Origin of the sequence: Paenibacillus sp. FSL H8-0259 (assembly GCF_037963255.1) — a bacterium.
GTDB classification, from domain to species: domain Bacteria; phylum Bacillota; class Bacilli; order Paenibacillales; family Paenibacillaceae; genus Paenibacillus_AQ; species Paenibacillus_AQ phytohabitans.
On the sequence record NZ_CP150147.1, the window covers coordinates 2,864,821 to 2,883,853 of the forward strand.

Annotated in this window: 17 protein-coding genes; 15 read left to right on the top strand and 2 right to left on the bottom strand. The window is 54.9% G+C overall.

Annotated elements, in window-relative coordinates; translation table 11 throughout:
- Window positions 1–61 precede the first annotated feature (61 nt).
- From NSU01_RS11985 to NSU01_RS12005, 5 genes are all read left to right on the top strand, one after another.
- Complete coding sequence (locus NSU01_RS11985; RefSeq protein ID WP_076244207.1) at window positions 62–1,414, top strand: FAD-dependent oxidoreductase; 1,353 nt, start codon at window positions 62–64, stop codon at window positions 1,412–1,414.
- Window positions 1,415–1,437: 23 nt separating this feature from the next.
- Complete coding sequence (locus tag NSU01_RS11990; protein ID WP_076244209.1) at window positions 1,438–3,558, top strand: family 16 glycoside hydrolase; 2,121 nt, start codon at window positions 1,438–1,440, stop codon at window positions 3,556–3,558.
- A 171-nt stretch (window positions 3,559–3,729) separates the two neighbouring features.
- Window positions 3,730–3,981, top strand: a complete 252-nt coding sequence (locus tag NSU01_RS11995) for a hypothetical protein (RefSeq protein ID WP_039308765.1) — start codon at window positions 3,730–3,732, stop codon at window positions 3,979–3,981.
- Window positions 3,982–4,107: 126 nt separating this feature from the next.
- A complete protein-coding gene (locus NSU01_RS12000; RefSeq protein ID WP_039308768.1) occupies window positions 4,108–4,410 on the top strand; it encodes a heme biosynthesis protein HemY in 303 nt (100 codons plus the stop codon).
- A 42-nt stretch (window positions 4,411–4,452) separates the two neighbouring features.
- Window positions 4,453–4,692, top strand: coding sequence for a DUF1450 domain-containing protein (locus NSU01_RS12005; RefSeq protein ID WP_039308771.1), 240 nt, complete (start codon window positions 4,453–4,455; stop codon window positions 4,690–4,692).
- 600 nt (window positions 4,693–5,292) lie between these two features.
- Here NSU01_RS12005 and NSU01_RS12010 read toward each other — a convergent pair.
- The gene (locus NSU01_RS12010) at window positions 5,293–6,426 is read right to left on the bottom strand and encodes a class I SAM-dependent RNA methyltransferase (protein ID WP_076244211.1); all 1,134 of its coding nucleotides are present in this window, start codon (window positions 6,424–6,426) and stop codon (window positions 5,293–5,295) included.
- A 176-nt stretch (window positions 6,427–6,602) separates the two neighbouring features.
- Between NSU01_RS12010 and NSU01_RS12015 the strand changes: the two genes are divergently transcribed.
- A complete protein-coding gene (locus NSU01_RS12015; protein WP_076244213.1) occupies window positions 6,603–7,232 on the top strand; it encodes an O-methyltransferase in 630 nt (209 codons plus the stop codon).
- 49 nt (window positions 7,233–7,281) lie between these two features.
- Here NSU01_RS12015 and NSU01_RS12020 read toward each other — a convergent pair whose 3' ends face one another.
- The gene (locus NSU01_RS12020; protein WP_042135690.1) at window positions 7,282–8,502 is read right to left on the bottom strand and encodes an MFS transporter; all 1,221 of its coding nucleotides are present in this window, start codon (window positions 8,500–8,502) and stop codon (window positions 7,282–7,284) included.
- Window positions 8,503–8,729: 227 nt separating this feature from the next.
- Between NSU01_RS12020 and hemE the strand changes: the two genes are divergently transcribed.
- The 9 genes from hemE to NSU01_RS12065 all read left to right on the top strand — a co-directional run bounded on the left by hemE (window position 8,730) and on the right by NSU01_RS12065 (window position 18,861).
- Entirely contained in the window at window positions 8,730–9,791 is a 1,062-nt protein-coding gene (gene hemE, locus NSU01_RS12025; protein ID WP_076244215.1) for a uroporphyrinogen decarboxylase, read from the top strand.
- 115 nt (window positions 9,792–9,906) lie between these two features.
- Window positions 9,907–10,851, top strand: coding sequence for a ferrochelatase (hemH, locus tag NSU01_RS12030; RefSeq protein ID WP_081969925.1), 945 nt, complete (start codon window positions 9,907–9,909; stop codon window positions 10,849–10,851).
- Entirely contained in the window at window positions 10,848–12,323 is a 1,476-nt protein-coding gene (gene hemG / locus NSU01_RS12035; RefSeq protein ID WP_076244217.1) for a protoporphyrinogen oxidase, read from the top strand. The genes hemH and hemG overlap by 4 nt, the downstream gene beginning before the upstream one ends.
- A gap of 189 nt (window positions 12,324–12,512) precedes the next feature.
- Window positions 12,513–13,895, top strand: a complete 1,383-nt coding sequence (locus NSU01_RS12040; RefSeq protein WP_076244219.1) for a CapA family protein — start codon at window positions 12,513–12,515, stop codon at window positions 13,893–13,895.
- 30 nt (window positions 13,896–13,925) lie between these two features.
- Entirely contained in the window at window positions 13,926–14,657 is a 732-nt protein-coding gene (locus NSU01_RS12045) for a glycerophosphodiester phosphodiesterase family protein (RefSeq protein ID WP_042141002.1), read from the top strand.
- 75 nt (window positions 14,658–14,732) lie between these two features.
- Complete coding sequence (locus NSU01_RS12050) at window positions 14,733–15,356, top strand: fumarylacetoacetate hydrolase family protein (RefSeq protein ID WP_076244221.1); 624 nt, start codon at window positions 14,733–14,735, stop codon at window positions 15,354–15,356.
- A gap of 25 nt (window positions 15,357–15,381) precedes the next feature.
- Window positions 15,382–16,191: a DUF92 domain-containing protein gene (locus NSU01_RS12055; RefSeq protein WP_076244405.1), complete on the top strand. Its 810-nt coding sequence runs from the start codon at window positions 15,382–15,384 to the stop codon at window positions 16,189–16,191.
- Window positions 16,192–16,258: 67 nt separating this feature from the next.
- The gene (locus NSU01_RS12060; RefSeq protein ID WP_076244223.1) at window positions 16,259–16,861 is read left to right on the top strand and encodes a TetR/AcrR family transcriptional regulator; all 603 of its coding nucleotides are present in this window, start codon (window positions 16,259–16,261) and stop codon (window positions 16,859–16,861) included.
- Window positions 16,862–16,917: 56 nt separating this feature from the next.
- Window positions 16,918–18,861, top strand: coding sequence for an ABC-F family ATP-binding cassette domain-containing protein (locus tag NSU01_RS12065; RefSeq protein ID WP_076244224.1), 1,944 nt, complete (start codon window positions 16,918–16,920; stop codon window positions 18,859–18,861).
- Window positions 18,862–19,033 lie beyond the last annotated feature (172 nt).

Below are 19,033 nucleotides of genomic sequence, written 5' to 3' on the forward strand. Positions count from 1 at the left end.
CATCCCCATTGGAATCAATTCAACTTCAATCTATATAGGCTTGTATTAAGGAGGAATTGTAATGAGTGAAATTACGTTTAGATTACCTGCGGAAGAAATCGCCGTTTCGCATGAAGTGGATGTGCTGGTTGCAGGCGGCGGGCCTGCGGGCGTGGCGGCTGCGATTTCCGCCGCCAGAAGCGGAGCGCGGACGCTGCTGATTGAGCAGCGCGGCTTCCTGGGCGGCATGGGCACCGTTGCCCTGGTGCCGGCCTTCTGTCCCTACAGTGACGGGGAGAAGGCGGTGGTGCGCGGCATCGGCCTTCAGCTGCTGGAGCAGATGAAGGCGGAATGTGAACCGGAATTCCGCGAACGCTTCGGCACTGAGCTGGACTGGGTGCCCATCGATCCGGAGGTGCTTAAGCGTGTATACGATGATACTGTGGCAGAGAGCGGAGCCGGGGTGCTGCTGCATACCATTGCCAGCCAGACTGTGATGGACGCAGACGGGCGCAAGATCGAAGGTATCGTCATCGTCAATAAATCCGGCCGGAGCCTCATCAAGGTGAAGACGGTGATTGATGCGACAGGAGATGCCGATCTGGCCGCCCTGGCAGGAGCGCCGTTCCATAAAGGCGGGGAGGCAGGTGAGCTTCAGGCGGCGACGATGTGTTACCTGCTGGCTAATGTAGACCGCAAGCGATTCCTGGATTATCTGAATGAAAGCGGTGACACCGATCAGATTCATCGGGCGGTGCAGCAGGCCCAAGCGGACGGGAAGCTGCCGCAGGGCCGGGATTCGGTCTCTGGCCTGTCCTGGGTTGCCGATTATCTGGTCGGCGTCAACTTCGGCCATGTCTTCGGCATCGACGGCTCCAGAGCGGAGGATTTGACCCGGGGCGCCGTGGAAGGACGCAAGCTGGTCCTCCGCCAGCTGGAATTCTTCCGCGCGTACGTGCCCGGCTTTGAACAGGCCCACCTCGTGTCCACCGGAGAGCAGATCGGTATCCGTGAGACGCGGCGGATTGTGGGCGATTATGTTCTGACACAGGATGATTTCATGAATATGGTGTCCTTCCTGGATGATATTGCCCGCAACAGCTATTTCATCGATATCCATATGGCGCGCAGCAGCGGAGCCATGCATATTCACCATCTGCCACCCGGCGAATCCCACGGCGTTCCCTACCGCTGCATGCTGCCGGTTGGTCTCGATAATGTGTGGGTGGCAGGACGCGCTGCCTCCTCGGACCGTGTGGTGCAAGGCTCGCTGCGCGTGATGCCCAACTGCTTCGCTATGGGGCAGGCGGCGGGAATGGCGGCAGCGATGGCTGCCGGTACGGACAGCCAGAGCCGGAAGGTAGATATCACCGCGCTTCAGCGCGGGCTGGTTCAGCAGGGAGCCTGGCTTGGTGAAGCATTGGCAGCGTTATAACTAATTGCGGGAGAGTGATTAGAATGACAAATAACCATGTGAAACATAATTCAAGCAAAAAAAAGCCGGGCAGGCTGACCATCCTTGGCATCGTCGCATTTCTGCTGTTCAGTCTGGTATCGGGAGCATCAGGACCTATGGCCGCCGCCGCAGGGACGACGTATTACGTCGATTCTGCCCTGGGCAGCGACAATAGCTCCGGTACCAGTGAAACGGCCGCCTGGAAGACGCTGGGCAAAGTGAACAGCACTACCTTCAGCCCGGGTGACCGGATTCTTTTGAAGGCAGGCAGTGTGTGGACTAACCAGTATCTTGATCTGCAGGGCTCAGGAACTGAGGGGAATCCGATTACGGTGGACCGCTATGGGAGCGGGGGGAAGCCGCTGATAGATTTCGGCAACACCGCCATGGGCGGTGAAGGCTTCGGGGTCAGATTGCGCAATGTCTCCTACTGGGAGATCAATAATCTGGAGATTACAAGCGGACAGCAGCCCACGGATATGCGGAGAAACGGCGTGCTCGTTGTGGGCGAAGGAGCAGGGGCGGGGAACTTCCGGCATATTTATATCCGCAATCTCGACATCCACGATATCTTTGGCACGGACCGCAGAACGGGCGGAATTAATGTTCATGCCCGGGGAGCCAATACCGCACCGGAGAGCACCTGGGACGATATTCTGATCGAGAATAACACAATCATCAACGTGGCGGATACCGGGATTCAGACGATGACGGATGCTTTTTTCAATAGTGCATGGACTCATAAGTTCGATGCTTTCAGTAATGTCGTGATCCGGGGCAATGTGGTGGAGAATATCCACCGGGACGGCATCCTGGTCAGAGCCAGCGCCTCGCCGCTGATCGAATACAACAAGACGAAATCCATCGGAGAAGCCACCGATGTGAATACATCCATCGTCAATTACCTTGAGGATATCACTGTCGTTGCGGCGCAGTGGGCATATTATACCAAGGGTGCTATTTTCCAGTACAACGAGGCCTCCGATACCCGGATGCTGGGCGGAGACGGCCAGCCGTGGGACTTTGATATTGAGGTGCACGACAGCATCTACCAGTATAACTATAGCTATAACAACGAGGGCGGCACACTGCTGGTCATGAACAACACGAATAATAATATCTTCCGCTACAATATCAGCCAGAATGATAAGGATGCTAACGGGGTGTTCCATCTGGTGAACGGCGGCGGCAATCTGTACATCTACAACAATATCATCTACCGTTCGGGAACGCAGAATAAGGCGCTGACCCATGCAAGTAATACAGGAATGGCCTATTACACTAATAATATCTTTTATAATGCTGCCAGCGGTCAATACACGAACAGTCCGAGAATGACATATGATCACAACAGCTTCTATGGGCTTAATTCGGGTGTTCCCAGCGATCCTAACAAAATCACCGGCAATCCCGGCTTCGTCAGTCCAGGCACGGCCACAGGACTCGCTTCGGCAGACGGTTATAAGCTGGCGCAGACCTCTCCGCTGATCAATGCCGGGGCGGTGGTTGCAGGCAACGGGGGTCTCGATTACTTCGGAAATACACTGTATAACGGCGTGCCGGATATCGGTGTATACGAGTTCCAGGGTACAATCACACCGTCGGTTACGCTGCTTCAGGATGATTTCGAGGATAACAATTACAGCGGCTGGACGACTTCAGGCGGGGCGTGGAGCGTAGCGGATGACGGTACGAAAGCTTTGACGCAGACATCGTCGTCAGGGGAAGCGCTGGCGTATACCGGCGATGCCTCCTGGAGGAACTACACGTATTCGGCCAAAATTAAGCTGCTGAATGCCTTCGGCAACGCTGGACTGCTGTTCCGGTATGCGGATGCCTCGAATTATTACATGTTCCGACTGAATGATTCAGGCGACAAAGCGGAGCTGTTCAAAAAAACAGCCGGAACGCTCACGATGGTAAGCAGTGCCGATGTTGCCGTTACACCCGGACAGTGGACGGAGCTGAAGGTGACGGTCAGCGGCAGTACGGTTACGGCTTTTGCCGGCGGTACCCAGCTGATCCAGTGGACCGATACGGCGGCGCAGCCGGCCGGAGGGAAGATTGGCATCCGGATGCATTCCAGCACCGCCCGGATCGATGATGTCAAGGTTACGGAATAAAGTTTAGCGGGATGATCCGGTCAAATTTTAGTTAAAAATGAAACGATTTCTGCAAATTTGCGTAAGATAACAGCAAAGGGTATGGCCGCAATCCTTTCAACGGGTGTTTGGCGGCTGTGCCCTTTTCTCTTTTCTAATGATATAAGCAAATGAAGCAGGGAGGACTACTCAATGAAATTCAGAAAACTGTTGTCGCTCAAACAATGGTCTCATATCTTCCGCAGCTCCTGGCAGTATATCATTTCACCGAACGTCACTATGGGAGATAAGCTGCTGTTCACTATTCCGGCGCTGCTGTACTGGGTGCTGCCTGACTTCATGCCGTTCATACCAATAGATGACATCGGGGTAACGATGCTGCTGATGGGCTGGTTCGTCTCGCGGATGGACCGCAAATACCCGGCGCTGAAGAGCCTAAGATGACGGTTTTACGACAATTTTGACTGCTCTATCTGATGTATTTCAGCAATATGGTTGCTTTTACATCCTATATTCCTTAAAATGAATTATTGAGTATTTAAACTATAGATGCCCGGGAGATGGAATCGAATGAACGTCAAAATTACCCGCAATGCGGCTAAAGTGATAAAGAAAACTATGGAGCTTGAAGGCAACAGCGAGCTTAAACTGCGCGTAGCGATTACGCATTCCCACGGTGACCATGCCCACTACGGCCTGGATCTGGACACGCCTAAGGAGAACGACGTAGTCATCTCCACCGACAAAGAAATCGATGTTATTCTTGATCCGAACCAGCCGCTGCTGGACGGTGTGAAGATTGATTATCTCTACTTCCCTGAGGAAGGCTTCGTTATTACTAATCCGTCTAAAGGAAATCATGGCGATCACTAATTGATCCGCCCGTATTTTACGGACATAAAGAAGGGTTGCTTCATGGCTAACGATATAAGATTATGTGACGAGTGCAATCATATCAAAATGAAAAGCATCGTGCCCAAGCTGCTGAAGATGGCGCCTGACGCCGAGATCAAAACAGGCTGTATCTCCTACTGCGGACCTTGCGGCAAACGCCCGTTTGTCTATATCAACGGCCGTTACATCAGTGCTCCGACAGAAGATGAGGTGCTGGCCAAAGCGGAAGCTTTCGTCAAACAGCCGGCAGTGAAGAAATAGATCAGGTCTGGTAGAATTGTTTTGATAGTGTGATAGAACAAATACAGCCTCCGCATAAGTTTGCGGGGGTTGTTTTGTTTGAGATATGAGCGTTTGTCTATTTTAGTTCCCTGCACAGTACCTAGTATCTGAGTAATCATGTGGAGCTAAAGCGCAACTTTGCGGGATTATGTCGTGTGTGGGGGGAAGGTACTGTAAAAGGTGGCCGATAGATAAAAATCTTGCACAAAATACAACAATCGCAATGGGCAGACGTCCGAAACTCGGAAATCTTGCACGAAATACAACAATCTGAATTAGTGAGAGCTCAGTTAGGCTGAAATGCTGCATTTTGTACAACAATCGGGGTCCGAGTGGTGCCGTTCCAATGATAATCTTGCATTCTGTACAACATTCCGAGCCAGCTCCTAGGCTTGCAGTCCATGCTGAGTTATTCCTATGGCAAGCCTGCATATTGCAGCACTATTGGCGTAGCGCGCAGCAGCAGTGAAAACCGAAACAAGCCTTAAGTCCGCAGCACAGACCGGCTGCATGGAGCTTAAGGCTTGTTATTAGTTTGTTTAAGTGCCACCTCTGATAATCAAATCCGTACCGCCACTGCTAATTACGCGGAGGCAGCGGACCGAGGTATTGATAGTATTGGCATTCAATCCGGCCGTTGTAGAGCTTGCGGCGCTTGTCCGCTTTACGTCCGTAGTATTGCTCGAATTCCTTATACGGGCTGATGGCGAAGAAGGACCAGGTTGGCAGATAGAGCATCATCTCGCCGAATTGGCGGGTCAGCTTCTCCACTTCCGTATCGTTACTTATCCGCTCCCCGTATGGAGGGTTCGTGATAATACAGCCATACTCGCCTTCCGGGCGGGCCTTGGCGGCAGCGATATGCTTGAAGGTGATCTCACCGGAGAGTCCGGCGCTCTTGGCGGCGGCTTCGGCAATCTCAATCGCTGCCGGATCAATGTCGGTGCCGGTCAGCTGCAGCGGATAGTCGTCGCGCACAGCGTCGAAGGCTTCCTCGCGGGCTTCCTCCCACAGGCGCTGCGGGATCTCCGGCCAGTGCTCGGACGGGAAGGAGCGGCGCAGACCCGGTGCGATATTCCAGGCGATCATCGCGGCCTCGATCAGAATCGTACCGGAACCGCAGCATGGATCGTACAGCGGCCGGTGGCCGTTCCAGCGGCTGAGCTGGATCAGGGCTGCAGCCATGGTCTCCTTCAGCGGCGCTTCGGTGGCCTGGCGGCGGTAGCCGCGTTTATGCAGCGCCGGTCCGGTGGTGTCCAGGGTGATCAGCGCGATGTCATTCAGCAGAATAACTTCAACCACATAACGCGGCCCGTTCTCAGGGAACCACTCGGTATGGTAGGACAGCTTCAGCTTCTCGACAATCGCCTTCTTGACGATCCCCTGGCAGGCAGGAACACTTGTCAGCTGTGATTTGTGGGAGCGGCCTTCTACCGGGAATTCGCCGTTCTCGGGAATCCAGTCCTCCCAGTTGATGGCTTTGACGCCTTCGAACAGCTCATCGAAGGTTTTGGCCGGGAACTGGCCCATTTTGACCAATACACGGTCAGAGGTGCGCAGCCATAAATTGCAGCGGCAGATGTCGATGTAATCTCCGCTGAATAATACCCGTCCGTTCTCGACCGTGGTCTCATAACCCAGTTCGTTTAATTCACGCGCTACTACAGCCTCCAGCCCCATGGGGGCGGTGGCGATCAATTGTAATTTGCCCAAATGCTCTCAACTCCGTTTAACTTGTGGATAAATACGCAAAGCCAGTACAATAAGAGAAGCTTGCTCTCCATGTGAATGTGAACCATTAGAACGTTCAGATATCAGTATAGGGTAATGAAGAGATCTACACAATGCCCGTTCACGCTACACAAAATGAAATTTGAAGGAGAATACATATGCAGAATCAGGAAGAATACAGTGAACAGCTATATACAGAGGATGAATTACTATTAAAAGTCAAACAGGCCATCGCAGCAAACGGAATGCCGGAGGTGTCCATCGCTCCAGGCTACGGCAGACTGCTGACAATGCTGGTTACCCTTTCCCGCGCCACCCGGATACTTGAGATCGGTGCACTGGGCGGCTACAGCGGAATCTGCCTATGCCGTGGTTTATCGCAGAGCGGCAGCCTGACTTCCCTGGAGCTTAACGCTGACTATGGCAAGCTTGCACACGGCCATCTGGAGCAGGCGGGCTTCGGGGACGCGGTAGAATACAAAATCGGCCCCGCACTGGACAGCCTGAAGCAGCTCGAAGCGCAGGGCCAAAAGTATGATTTCTTCTTCATCGACGCCGACAAGGAGAATTATCCGAATTATCTGGAATATGCGATCCGGCTGGCATCGCCGGGTGCAATCATTGCCGGGGACAATATCTTCCTGCGAGGCCGCACGCTGAATACGGAGAAGAACGGACCTGCCGTTCAGGCGATGCGCCGCTTCAATGAGATGATTGCCGGCGATCCCCGCCTGACCAGCACACTGCTGCCGGCCTACGACGGACTAGCCTTGGCGATGGTTAAATAGCCTGTCCTCTGCAGGCGGAGCCCATACGCTCCACGCATACCAAAGTCTGTTAACGGAACAACCTGGGTTCTGTCTTCTTATATAACTTGAGCCTTACCCAGACCGTATTAATCAGCAGGAACGCGCCGGAGATGATGAACAGCCCTTCGATCCCGATATATCCGGACAGGAAGCCGCCGATGACTGCGCCCAGCATATTGCCGAGTGCCAGTGTGCTGCTGTTGAAGCCGAAGGCCCGGCTCTCCTTGCCGTCGGGCGTATAGGAACGGATGAGGGCGTTGACGCTCGGCAGCAGGCCGCCCATGAAGACGCCCATCAGGAAGCGGACGAGGATCAGCTGCCACACGCTGGTCACGAAGGCCTGCGGGATGAGGAACAGCGCCGCGCCAATCAGCGCATAGGTCAGTATCCGGTGGGCGCCTACCTTGTCGCTGAGCTTGCCGAGCAGCGGAGAAGCCAGCATGTTCGAAATACCGGTGACGGCACTGACCATGCCTGCCCAGAAGGCAATATTCACAGCGGAGCCGTGCAGCTTCTCCACGTAGAGCGGCAGCAGCGACATCGGGCTGATCATGGCGAACTGCAGCAGGAACGTTACGCCGAACAGTGCCGGCAGCTGCGGAACCTTAGCCAGCTCCTTGAAGCCTTCGAGCACAGAGACCTGCGGCACCTGCGCAGCTTCCACCCGGTCGAATTTCTCCTTGACCAGGAATAACGCCAGCAGGGAGGCGACGAACAAGAGCGCACCCACGACATAAAAGATCGGGCGGAACCCGATCCAGTCCGCCAGCAAGCCGCCGATCAGCGGACCGAGAATCGTACCGGCTACAGCGCCGGACTGCATCAGTCCCATCGCGAAGCCCATACGCGGCTTCGGGGTGGTTCCCGAGACCAGCGCGATGGAGGCGGGGTTGAAGCCGGAGATGGTTCCGTTCAGCAGGCGGAGCAGCAGCAGCTGCATCGGGGACTGCGCGAAGCCCATCAGCACGATAACAATTGCCATACCGAAGCTGGAGCGCAGCAGCATGATTTTGCGGCCGTATTTGTCGGCAAGCTTGCCCCACAGGGGCTGAAAGATAAACGAGGTCAAGAAGTTTGCGGCAAAAATAAGTCCGGCCCACATCCCGATCGCGTGATCTCCGGTCACACCCAGGTCTTTGGCGAGATAAAGGGACAGAAAAGGGGTAATCATAGTCATGCCGGCATTCACCAGAAACTGGCCAAACCAAAGCACCATGAGGTTGACTTTCCAGGTCTCCCAATTCTTCAAAGTGCTTTCACTTCCTTTCAGGGGATTCAAAGATAAATAGTTCACGAAAAATTGACATTATATCAGTATATCATAGTTTTTTAGCTGTGCAGTGCAACACTTGTCATAGTAATGTCATGGGATTGTCATTCCCTTAAGGGTGAAGCGGTTGTTACCCGCTGGCAAAAGGGGCATAATAATGATATGTGTTTTCTAAATATACTATCAAATCTAATGGAGATCTTATCATGACCTACAACGACACTTTTATCCGCGCCTGCAGACAGCAGAGCACGGAGCACGTTCCCGTATGGTACATGCGGCAGGCCGGCCGTTATGATCCCGAGTACCGTAAAATCAAGGAGAAATACTCGCTGCTGGAGATCTGCAGACAGCCGGAGCTTGCAGCTGAAGTAACCTTGATGCCTGTGCGCAAGCTGGGTGTGGACGCGGCCATCCTGTATTCCGACATTATGAATCCTGTAGCTTCCCTTGGCGTGGCCTTCGACATCGTGAAGAATATTGGCCCGGTCATTGAGAATCCGATCCGCTCGGCGGCGGATGTCGACCGGCTGAAGCCGATTGATGTGGAAGGGGATCTGGGCCACATTCTGGAGACGATTGCCCTCCTCGACAAAGAGCTGGACGTGCCGCTGATCACTTTTGCAGGAGCACCTTTCACCATCGCCAGCTATCTGATTGAAGGCAGGCCCTCCAAGAGCTATCACCGCACCAAGGAAATGATGTTCAGCCAGCCCCGCGTGTGGGAGAAGCTGATGGAGAAGCTGGGCGATATGGTTATCGCATATCTTCGCGCCCATGTCGCAAGCGGCGGCAAGGCGTTCCAGCTGTTCGACAGCTGGGTTGGCGCGCTGGCCCCGCGTGATTTCGAAGCATATGTGCTGCCGACAATCACCCGGATTTTTGCCGAGCTGTCTGATCTGGACGTTCCGAAGATTTATTTCCCCGGTGTCAGCTCAGGGGAGCTGCTCCCCAGCCTGGCCAGGCTGCAGGCCGATGTGATCGGACTGGACTGGCGTGTAAGCCTGACCGAAGGCAGACGCAGAACGGGCGGAGGATTCGCGATTCAAGGCAATCTGGATCCTTATCTGCTGACCGCACCAATGGACGTATTGAAAGAACGGACGAAAGAACTGATCGATGAAGGCATCAGACAGCCGGGTTATATTTTTAATCTGGGCCATGGATTATTTCCTGAAGCTTCATTGGACACACTTAAGGAATTAACGGATTATGTACATGAGTATTCGGCAGCGGCATTGAAACAGGCAGCAGGACCGCTCGCGTAATTAAAGCAAGGTACATGAGATAGCAGCAATTGCTGCTCTCTTTGTTTTTTATGAGCATAATGGAATTGTGAAATGAGCAGGCGCAGGACATTATTCGTAAAAGGGGATGGAAACCGTGACCACCAAAATTGGAGTACTCGTGATGTCGTATGGCACGCCTGAAAGTCTGGAGGATGTGGAGGCGTATTACACGCATATCCGCAGAGGCAATGCACCTTCCGCTGAACAGCTGAAAGAGCTGAAGGACCGCTATGAAGCGATCGTAGGAGGCGTGTTCCCGCTCAGGGAGAATACAGACCGCCAGGTGGAGGCCCTGCAGGCCAAGCTGAACAGCGGGCAGATTCAGTATGTCTGCTACCAGGGGCTGAAGCATGCCAGACCTTTCATTGAAGATGGTGTGGAGGCGATGGTCCGGGATGGGATTACCCAGGCGATAGGCATTGTGCTGGCCCCTCATTACTCGGTGATGAGCGTTGGAACCTATATCAAGCGGGCCAAGGAAAAAGCGGATGCCTGCGGAATTAATATGGAATTTGTCGAGAGTTACCATATGCATCCGGAGCTGATCGATGTGCTTAGCCGCCGGGTGACTGCGAAGCTGGATGAATTCGAGGAAACCGGAGCGGCGAGGGATGAAGTACGTGTACTGTTCAGCGCACACAGCCTGCCGGAACGCATTCTGGCTATGGGCGATCCGTACCGTGACCAGCTGCTGGAAACTTCCAAAGCCATTGCCGATCAGGCAGGTGTGGAGTCCTGGCAGTTCACCTGGCAGAGCGCGGGCAGAACTGCAGAGCCGTGGCTGGGTCCGGATATTCTGGATACGCTGCGTGAGCTGGCCGAAGCTCAGGTGAAATATGTGCTGTCTGCTCCCATTGGCTTCGTATCTGACCACTTAGAGGTGCTGTACGATCTGGATATTGAGGCGCAGGCCTTGGCTTCAGAGCTGGATATGCGTCTGCTGCGGATTGATTCGTTGAACAGCGATCCGGCGTATATGTCTGTGCTTAGCGATGTGGTGCGTACGAAGGCCGGGCAGTTACAGGTGAAGCAATCATGAGCGGTTCACCGCGCAAGGTAGTAATTATCGGCGGAGGCCTCAGCGGCCTCAGTGCCGCTTACTACGTCCGCAAGTTTTACCGGGAAGCCGGGATTCAGCCGGAAATTATATTGATCGAGAAGGATAAATGCCTTGGCGGCAAAATCGAGACCCTGCACCGTGACGGCTTCGTCATTGAGAAAGGCCCGGACTCCTTCCTGGCCCGCAAAACAGCCATGGTTGATCTGGCCAGAGAGCTGGAGCTGGATCACGAGCTGGTGACCACGAATCCGAATGCCAAGAAGACTTACATATTGCAGCGAGGCAAGCTCCACCCGATGCCCGCAGGGCTTGTTCTGGGGATTCCTACGGAGCTGAAGCCGTTTCTGAAGAGCGGCCTCGTCTCCTTCGGCGGTAAAATGCGGGCGATGATGGATTTCGTACTTCCGCCTCGCCGCAGCTCCGAGGATGAATCGCTCGGTGACCTGATCGAGCGGCGTCTGGGTACAGAGGTGCTGGAGAATATGACAGAGCCCCTGCTCGCCGGTATTTATGCCGGTGATATGCGCAAGATCAGCCTCCAGGCTACTTTTCCGCAGTTCGGCGAGGTCGAACGCCAGTACGGCAGTCTGATCCGCGGGATGACGACCGGCAGGAAGCCGGCGGAGACCCATACCGGAACCAAGAAAAGCGCGTTCCTGACTTTCCGTCAGGGGCTGCAGAGCCTGGTGCATGCCCTGATCCATGATCTGCAGGATGCCCAGCAGCGGACCGGAACGGGAGCGGTGTCCATCAAAGTACGGAGCGGGGCGGGGATATCCGCAGAGGCCTCTGCTGCACCGCGCTATGAGGTGGAGCTGGACAACGGTGAACTGCTGCAAGCTGATGATATCTATGTAACCGTGCAGAATTTCGCTGCCGCAGAGCTGCTGCGTCCGCATGTGGATGTATCCGCGCTGGATGCTGTCAATTATGTGTCAGTGGCTAATGTGGTCATGGCGTTTACCAAAAAGGATATCGTTACCGAATATGACGGATCCGGATTCCTGGTCCCCCGCAAAGAGGGGCGGAACATCACGGCCTGTACCTGGACTTCTACGAAATGGCTGCATACCAGCCCGGATGATAAGGTACTGCTGCGCTGTTACGTCGGACGGTCGGGGGATGAACAGAATGTAGACCTGCCGGATGAGGCGCTGGCTGAACTGGTGCGCAAAGACCTGAAGGAAATTATGGGGATCACTGCAGCTCCCCTGTTCACCGAGATTACCCGGCTCAGGCATTCCATGCCGCAATATCCGGTAGGCCATCCAGGCCGGATCGCCGGCCTGCGAAGTGAGCTGGAGGAGAAGCTGCCGGGTGTGTATGCTTTTGGCGCCGGCTATGACGGCATCGGCATGCCGGACTGCATTAAGCAGGCGAAGCTTACGGCTGAGACTGCTGCAGCCCATTTAGAGAAGCTGCCGGAACAACCGGCGGCTGTAACGGTATAACGGAAGCGGTGGAGCGGAGCAGTGGCGCTTCACCCTTTTTTTATTGGGGAATTTATAAAGTGCCGGAATAATCATTGAAGCCAAGGCCACGCTCCGCGGGGCGGGAAGACTATGGGTTACTTTGGAGCGACACGGAAGAGATATGCTATAATAGAAACACTTTAAGGGTAAAGGAGATTACCAGTACTCATGTATCCGCCGAGGTCACGCAGTAGACAGAGCAAGAAACATAGCAGCAAAAAGAGGCGCAGAACGGTCTGGGCATGGTTTAATGTAGTGTTGCTTCTGATGATTACCGGCCTGCTGGCCTATTCTTTCATGGATAACAAAGAGAAGGAGAGTTCAGCTCCTCCGGTAGCAGTGACTGAGCCGTCACCTTCGCCTGAAGCTTCTGCAACAGCGGCAGCTCCTGTGGAGGTGGCACCTACAGCAGAGGCTACAGCCAGTCCGGAGCCAACACCAGAAGCAACACCGGAGGCCACTGCGCTGCCTACGGAGACTGCGGAAGCCGTGATTACGCCTGTTCCAACGGTTAAGGAAGCGGCAGCAACGGCTGAACCTCAAGCGACAACGGGCAATCCTGGCGGCCTGATATCAGGCTTGCCTGAGAACTCTTCCGGCGGTACGGTGAAGCTGAATTTTGCCGGAGATGTTATCTTTGCCGGTAAGGTAGCGGAGCTGCTGCAGAAGAAGGGGTACGATTATTCTTACAGTGCACTTGACGGGATGTTCAAAAAGGATGATCTGACCGTGGTCAACCTGGAGACGCCGATCACTACTGGCGGTGTAGGTGCCGCGAACAAGCAATTTGTATTCAAGGGTGCCCCCGAAGCGCTGGATGCACTGAAATCAGCTGGCGTAGATGCGGTCAATCTGGCTAATAACCACACCCTGGATCAGGGGGAAGAGGGCTTGCTGGATACCCTGAAGCATCTGAGCAAGCGGGGCATTCCCTATGTCGGAGCAGGAAAGAACAGCAAGGAAGCTTACTCTGCGCAGTATTTTGAGCGGCAGGGTATCAAAATAGCCTTGCTCGGGTTCACACGGGTGATGCCGGTGATCGAATGGAAGGCCGAAGCAGGCAAGCCGGGCCTCGCCTCTGTCTATGACAGCGCAGAAGCACTCAAGGCCATTGCCGCTGCCAAGCAACAAGCCGATCTTGTCGTAGTCGTTGTCCATTGGGGCAAGGAGCGGATGGAGCAATATGACAAGACCCAGCAGACGCTGGGGCATAGCTTTATCGATGCGGGAGCCGATCTGGTGATGGGCGGACATCCGCATGTGCTGCAGGGGATTGAGCCCTACAAAGGGAAATGGATTGCCTACAGCACAGGCAACTTTATCTTCACACGTTCCAGTCTTCCGGCAACCTGGGAGACGGCTGTATTCCAGGCGGAATGCAGCAAGGAGGGACAATGTTCCCTTAAGCTGAGTCCGATGGATGCTGAGCTGGGACAACCGGTGCCGATGAATGAGGCGGACGGACAGCTTTTGCTGCATAAGGTTGAATCCTTATCTTCCGGTCTGGTCAAGATCCGCAATGATGGTACCGTTGTGCAGTCGGCCCAATAAATCCTACTTCTGCTGGAGGTGCCAATGATGATGAATAACATGTGTGTCGCCCACCGCGGATTTTCCGGCAAAGCCCCCGAGAATACGCTGGCGGCCGTCCGGATGGCGATAGCCCTGCCTTTTGTGCGGTGGATGGAGATTGATGTGCAGCTGACGAAGGACGGCGTGCCTGTGGTCATCCATGATTATTCGCTGGACCGCACGACCAATGGACACGGCAAGGTGAAGAACATGGATTATGAACATATACGGCGTCTGGACGCGGGGAGCTGGAAAGGGCGTGCTTTTCGCGGAGAACGGGTGCCCTCCCTGGAAGAAGTGCTCAGCCTGGCTTCAGGCAGACTGCGGCTTAACATTGAGCTGAAGACCAGCGGGGAGATGTACCCTGGCCTTGAGCAAGCGGTCATCGATCTGGTGAATACCATGGGAATGCGCGAGGATGTGGTGCTCACCTCCTTCGACGCCGGTGCGCTGCAGCGGATTAAGGAGCTGGACCCGCGGTTCCGTACCGGTCTGATCTATGATTCCAGGTCCGGCGATCCGGCCAAAAAGCTGAATGAGCTGGGCTGCTCCTTCTTATCCATCAGCTCCGACCGGCTTAGCCCGGTTCTGGCGAAATCCCTGGCTGAACGGGGCGTGAAGATCATGGCCTGGACAGTGAATAAAGCTAAGGAGATGCGGCGCTTATCCGCCATGCATTCGGATATCATGATCTGTACGAACCGCCCGGATATTTGGGGCGATATCTTTCTGCAGGCCTGACTTAGGATATAGACTAATCCATTAAAACGATCTATTCATTCTAATAATCTGAGAAGAAAGCGAGCTGAACGATCAATGAGTAGAGCGGTCAATAATGTGTACTGTGTGGGACGCAATTATAAATTACATGCGGAGGAACTCGGCAATCAGGTGCCGGCCGAGCCGCTGATCTTCCTGAAGCCGTCACATGCTGCTGTTGCGCTTGATAAAGCGATCATCCATCTGCCCAAAGATGCGGGACTGATCCATTATGAAGGTGAGCTGGTGCTGCGTATTGCGCGTGATTATGTGCCGGGGATGAGTGTGGAGGAATTGGTGGATGTGATGGCGCTGGGCCTCGACTTCACGCTCCGTGATGTGCATAATGATCTGCAGAAAAAAGGCCTGCCCTGGACACCAGCCAAGGGCTTCAAGAATGCGGCTCCGCTGACTCCCTACATTGCATTTCCGGAGCAGGAGGAGCTGGAAGCAACGGATTTCACCGTCCGCAAGAACGGAATTGAGGTCCAGCGCGGGAACGTGCAGAACATGATTTTCTCGCTGCAAAAAATTGTTGAATTCATTGCCTACCGCTACGGACTCGGCAAGGAAGATATCATCTTCACCGGAACTCCTGCTGGCGTGGGACCTGTAGTGCCCGGCGATTCGTTCGAGCTGTTCTGGGGCGATACGCTAATGGGCACCTGCCTGATCGGTTAGGGCGATGTTATCAGGACTTGAAGTGCTGCAATGGCTGATCGGGGCCTGCGGTGCGCTGCTGGTCGCCGGGGCCGCTTACTGGAAGCAGTCGCTGAGCCTCTCGGGCATGCTGGCGGCGATAGTGATGGGAACCATCTACTTTGGGGCAGGCAATGCCTTCTGGTTCGGCATTCTGCTGCTGTTCTTCATCTCCTCCAGCCTGCTGTCGAAGCTTCATCATGAGAATAAGGCCGAGCTTGAGGCCACCTATGATAAGACAGGGCGCCGGGATGCCGGCCAGGTCTTCGCCAACGGCGGACTTGGCATGCTGCTGGTGCTGCTTAACGCGATTTATCCGCTGGAAATCTGGGGCTTTCTGTTTATCGGAGTCATGGCTACCGTGACCTCCGATACATGGGCAACAGAGATTGGGACGCTCGCTAAGCGGCCTCCCCGGTCTGTACTGACCGGGAAGGTGCTGCAGGCGGGCACCTCCGGCGGCGTATCGCTCCCGGGGACGCTGGCCGCTGCTGCCGGGGGTGCGCTGATCGGCGCGGCCTCCTGGCTGCTGCGGGCAGCCTCCGGCATGCCGCCGCATTCTCTGCTGACGCTGGCGCTTGCCGGACTGCTGGGCGGACTTGCCGGAGCCTTTGCCGACTCGGTGCTGGGGGCAACGGTGCAGCGGATGAACCGCTGCGCAGTCTGCGGCCGCGAGGTGGAAGCCTCGATGCACTGCGGTAAGCCGACCGTGTACGCCCGGGGCTGGCGCTGGATGGACAATGATACCGTGAATGCTGTAAGTTCAATTATAGGCGGCGTGGTGGCCCTGCTGGCCAGCTACATAGGAGCGGGATAGGAGATATGCGGGCCTTAGTTACGTTATCCGGCTACAATTTTATTATACAAGGTTGGGAGGTGAACCGTTGAGCAGCGCATCCGTACACAAACATGCAGCTATTCTGGATGCCGCTTACGAGCTTTTCGGTTCAGGCGGCTTCTACGAAACGAAGATGTCGGAAGTGGCAGAGCGGGCCGGAATTGCCAAGGGCACGGTCTATTTATATTTTAAAAGCAAAGAAGAGCTGTTCATGGCGGTTACCCGCCGGGATTGTGAAGGGTTCCTGGAGCAGCTTGAAGGCAAGCTGGGCACCTGCTCCAGACTGGCGGATAAGCTCTCCGTTATTGCCGAGCACCATCTGTTCTATTATTATGAACGCAAGCAGCATACGAAGCTGTTCTTCCGCGCACCCAATAATAATCCTGAGCTGGTAGACTATATGGCGCAGTTCATGGAAGCCTATATGCAGGCGGTAGTGAAGGTGCTGCTGGAAGGCGGGGCATCCGAGCCGGAATTGATGGCGCAGTCTTATATCGGTATGCTGGACCGTCTGAAGATGGATATCCTGTTTAACCCCGGCTTTGCGGAAGAAGATGCGTATAAGCGGGCAAAGTTTGCTGCGAACCTCTTCATCACAGGGGCGCTGGGCAGCTTGAATTCGGCACTCAGTGACCTTCCGTTTGAATAATCCTAAGAGATACAGCCAGACCTGGTTTATAAATATAAGGCAAGCGAGGACAACTGATGAATATTATGACCGTGGAACACCTCTCCAAGAGTTACGGGGAGAAAACATTATTCCTTGATGCATCCTTTGGCATGGACGACAGGGACAAGATTGGCGTCATTGGTGTCAACGGAACGGGTAAATCGACCTTTCTGAAGATTATCGCCGGGCTGGATACACCGGACGCCGGACAGATTGCCATCGGCAATGACGTGCGTGTACAGTATCTGGCGCAGAATCCGCCGTATGAGCCTGGCAATACCGTGCTGCAGCAGGTGTTTGCCGGAGATGATCCGGAGCTGGCCACGATGCGGGAGTACATGGAGATTATGTCTCTGCTGGAGCAGAATCCGGGCGATTCCGGGCTGGAAGCCAGACTCGTGCGGATCGGGCAGGCCATCGATGCCGCCGGCTCCTGGCAGTTGGAGAGCGAAGCCAAGATTGTCCTGACCAAGCTTGGGATCACACAATTTGATGCCCGGATGGAGAACCTCTCCGGCGGTCAACGCAAACGTGTAGCGCTTGCCGCAGCGCTGATTACGCCTTCAGAGCTGTTGATTCTGGATGAGCCTACCAACCATATCGATACGGATTCCGTAGCCTGGCTGGAGCAATATTTGCAGAAACGGCGCGGCGCCCTGCTGATGGTTACGCATGACCGTTATTTCCTGGAGCGCGTAGCCAGCGTAATGCTGGAGCTGGATGGAGGGAGCCTGTACCGCTATGAAGCGAACTACTCCCGCTTCCTGGAGCTGAAGGCTGACCGCGAAGAGCGCGAAGCCTCGGCGGAGCAGAAGCGCAAGAATCTGCTGCGCACCGAGCTGGCGTGGATCCGCCGGGGGGCCAAAGCACGATCCACGAAGCAGAAAGCGCGTATCGACCGCTTCGAGAAGCTGAAGGAGAGTACAGGTGGCGCTTCATCTGCCTCGATGGATATTTCCGTGGCTTCCACCAGACTGGGCCGCAAAATCATTGAGATCCAGGATCTCACGAAATCCATGGACGGCCGGACCCTGATTAAGGACCTGACCTATATCGCGGTGCCGCAGGACCGGGTGGGCATTGTCGGCAAGAACGGCAGCGGGAAGTCGACCCTGCTCAACCTGATCGCCGGAAAGCTTACGCCGGACAGCGGCGAGGTTCAGCTGGGGACAACCGTTAAGCTCGGCTACTTCACCCAGGAGCATCAGGATATGGATCTCAGCATGCGCGCGATTGAGTATGTGAAGGAAGAAGCGGAAATCATCAAGACTGCCGATGGCAGTGTCATCACCGCCGGGCAGATGCTGGAACGGTTCCTGTTCCCTCCGGCGATGCAGTGGACCCCGATCTCCAAGCTCTCCGGGGGCGAGAAGAGACGCCTCTACCTGCTGCGCGTGCTTATGGGAGCGCCGAATGTACTGCTGCTGGATGAGCCGACGAATGATCTGGATATCGGAACGCTGGCCGTGCTGGAGGACTATCTGGATGAATTCCCCGGCGTAGTCTTTACCGTATCGCATGACCGTTACTTCCTGGACCGTACCATAGATAAGCTGATTGCCTTCGAGGACGGATCGATCCGGCTTCATGTCGGTGACTATAGTGAATACGAAGAATGGCTGGCAAAGAACGTACCTTCCGGAAGTGGGGGCTCCGGCAAGTCTGAAGGCGCTGGAGGCCGCAGTGCTATTGCAGCTGTAGAGCAGAGCGGGAATGCGCCAGCAGCCGCGCCGTCACGCGAGAAGCTGAAATTCACCTTCAAGGAGCAGAAGGAATACGAGGGCATCGACGAGGCCATCGAACAGGCCGAGCAGCATCTCGTAGATATCTCGGCAGAGATGGAGGCGGCCTTTGCCGACTCCGGTAAACTCCAGGAGCTGGTGGATAAGCAGCGGCAGGCCGAAGCGGAGCTGGAGCGCCTGATGGAGCGCTGGACGTATCTGAATGAGCTGGCGGAGAAGATCGCGGGTAAGGCGTGAGGTTTGAAGCGCTTCGGGCTGGGTTAAGGTTGTGACCAACCTATCTCTGCTGCTCTCCTTCGTTGCGATATAAAATCCTGCCCAAAATACAACATTTCCCTCATTTTATCGGCCCAAATCCCCGATTGTTGTATAAAAGGCAGGATTTCAACTTTTTCAAGCGGCTTGGCAG

Bases quoted from the DNA above. Each gene is read 5' to 3' on its own strand.
- NSU01_RS12040 (WP_076244219.1), top strand. From the start codon at position 12,513: ATGTATCCGCCGAGGTCACGCAGTAGACAGAGCAAGAAACATAGCAGC.
- hemG (WP_076244217.1), top strand. From the start codon at position 10,848: ATGAGCGGTTCACCGCGCAAGGTAGTAATTATCGGCGGAGGCCTCAGC.
- NSU01_RS12015 (WP_076244213.1), top strand. From the start codon at position 6,603: ATGCAGAATCAGGAAGAATACAGTGAACAGCTATATACAGAGGATGAA.
- NSU01_RS11985 (WP_076244207.1), top strand. From the start codon at position 62: ATGAGTGAAATTACGTTTAGATTACCTGCGGAAGAAATCGCCGTTTCG.
- NSU01_RS12005 (WP_039308771.1), top strand. From the start codon at position 4,453: ATGGCTAACGATATAAGATTATGTGACGAGTGCAATCATATCAAAATG.
- NSU01_RS11995 (WP_039308765.1), top strand. From the start codon at position 3,730: ATGAAATTCAGAAAACTGTTGTCGCTCAAACAATGGTCTCATATCTTC.
- NSU01_RS11990 (WP_076244209.1), top strand. From the start codon at position 1,438: ATGACAAATAACCATGTGAAACATAATTCAAGCAAAAAAAAGCCGGGC.
- NSU01_RS12045 (WP_042141002.1), top strand. From the start codon at position 13,926: ATGAATAACATGTGTGTCGCCCACCGCGGATTTTCCGGCAAAGCCCCC.
- NSU01_RS12000 (WP_039308768.1), top strand. From the start codon at position 4,108: ATGAACGTCAAAATTACCCGCAATGCGGCTAAAGTGATAAAGAAAACT.
- NSU01_RS12065 (WP_076244224.1), top strand. From the start codon at position 16,918: ATGAATATTATGACCGTGGAACACCTCTCCAAGAGTTACGGGGAGAAA.
- NSU01_RS12050 (WP_076244221.1), top strand. From the start codon at position 14,733: ATGAGTAGAGCGGTCAATAATGTGTACTGTGTGGGACGCAATTATAAA.
- hemE (WP_076244215.1), top strand. From the start codon at position 8,730: ATGACCTACAACGACACTTTTATCCGCGCCTGCAGACAGCAGAGCACG.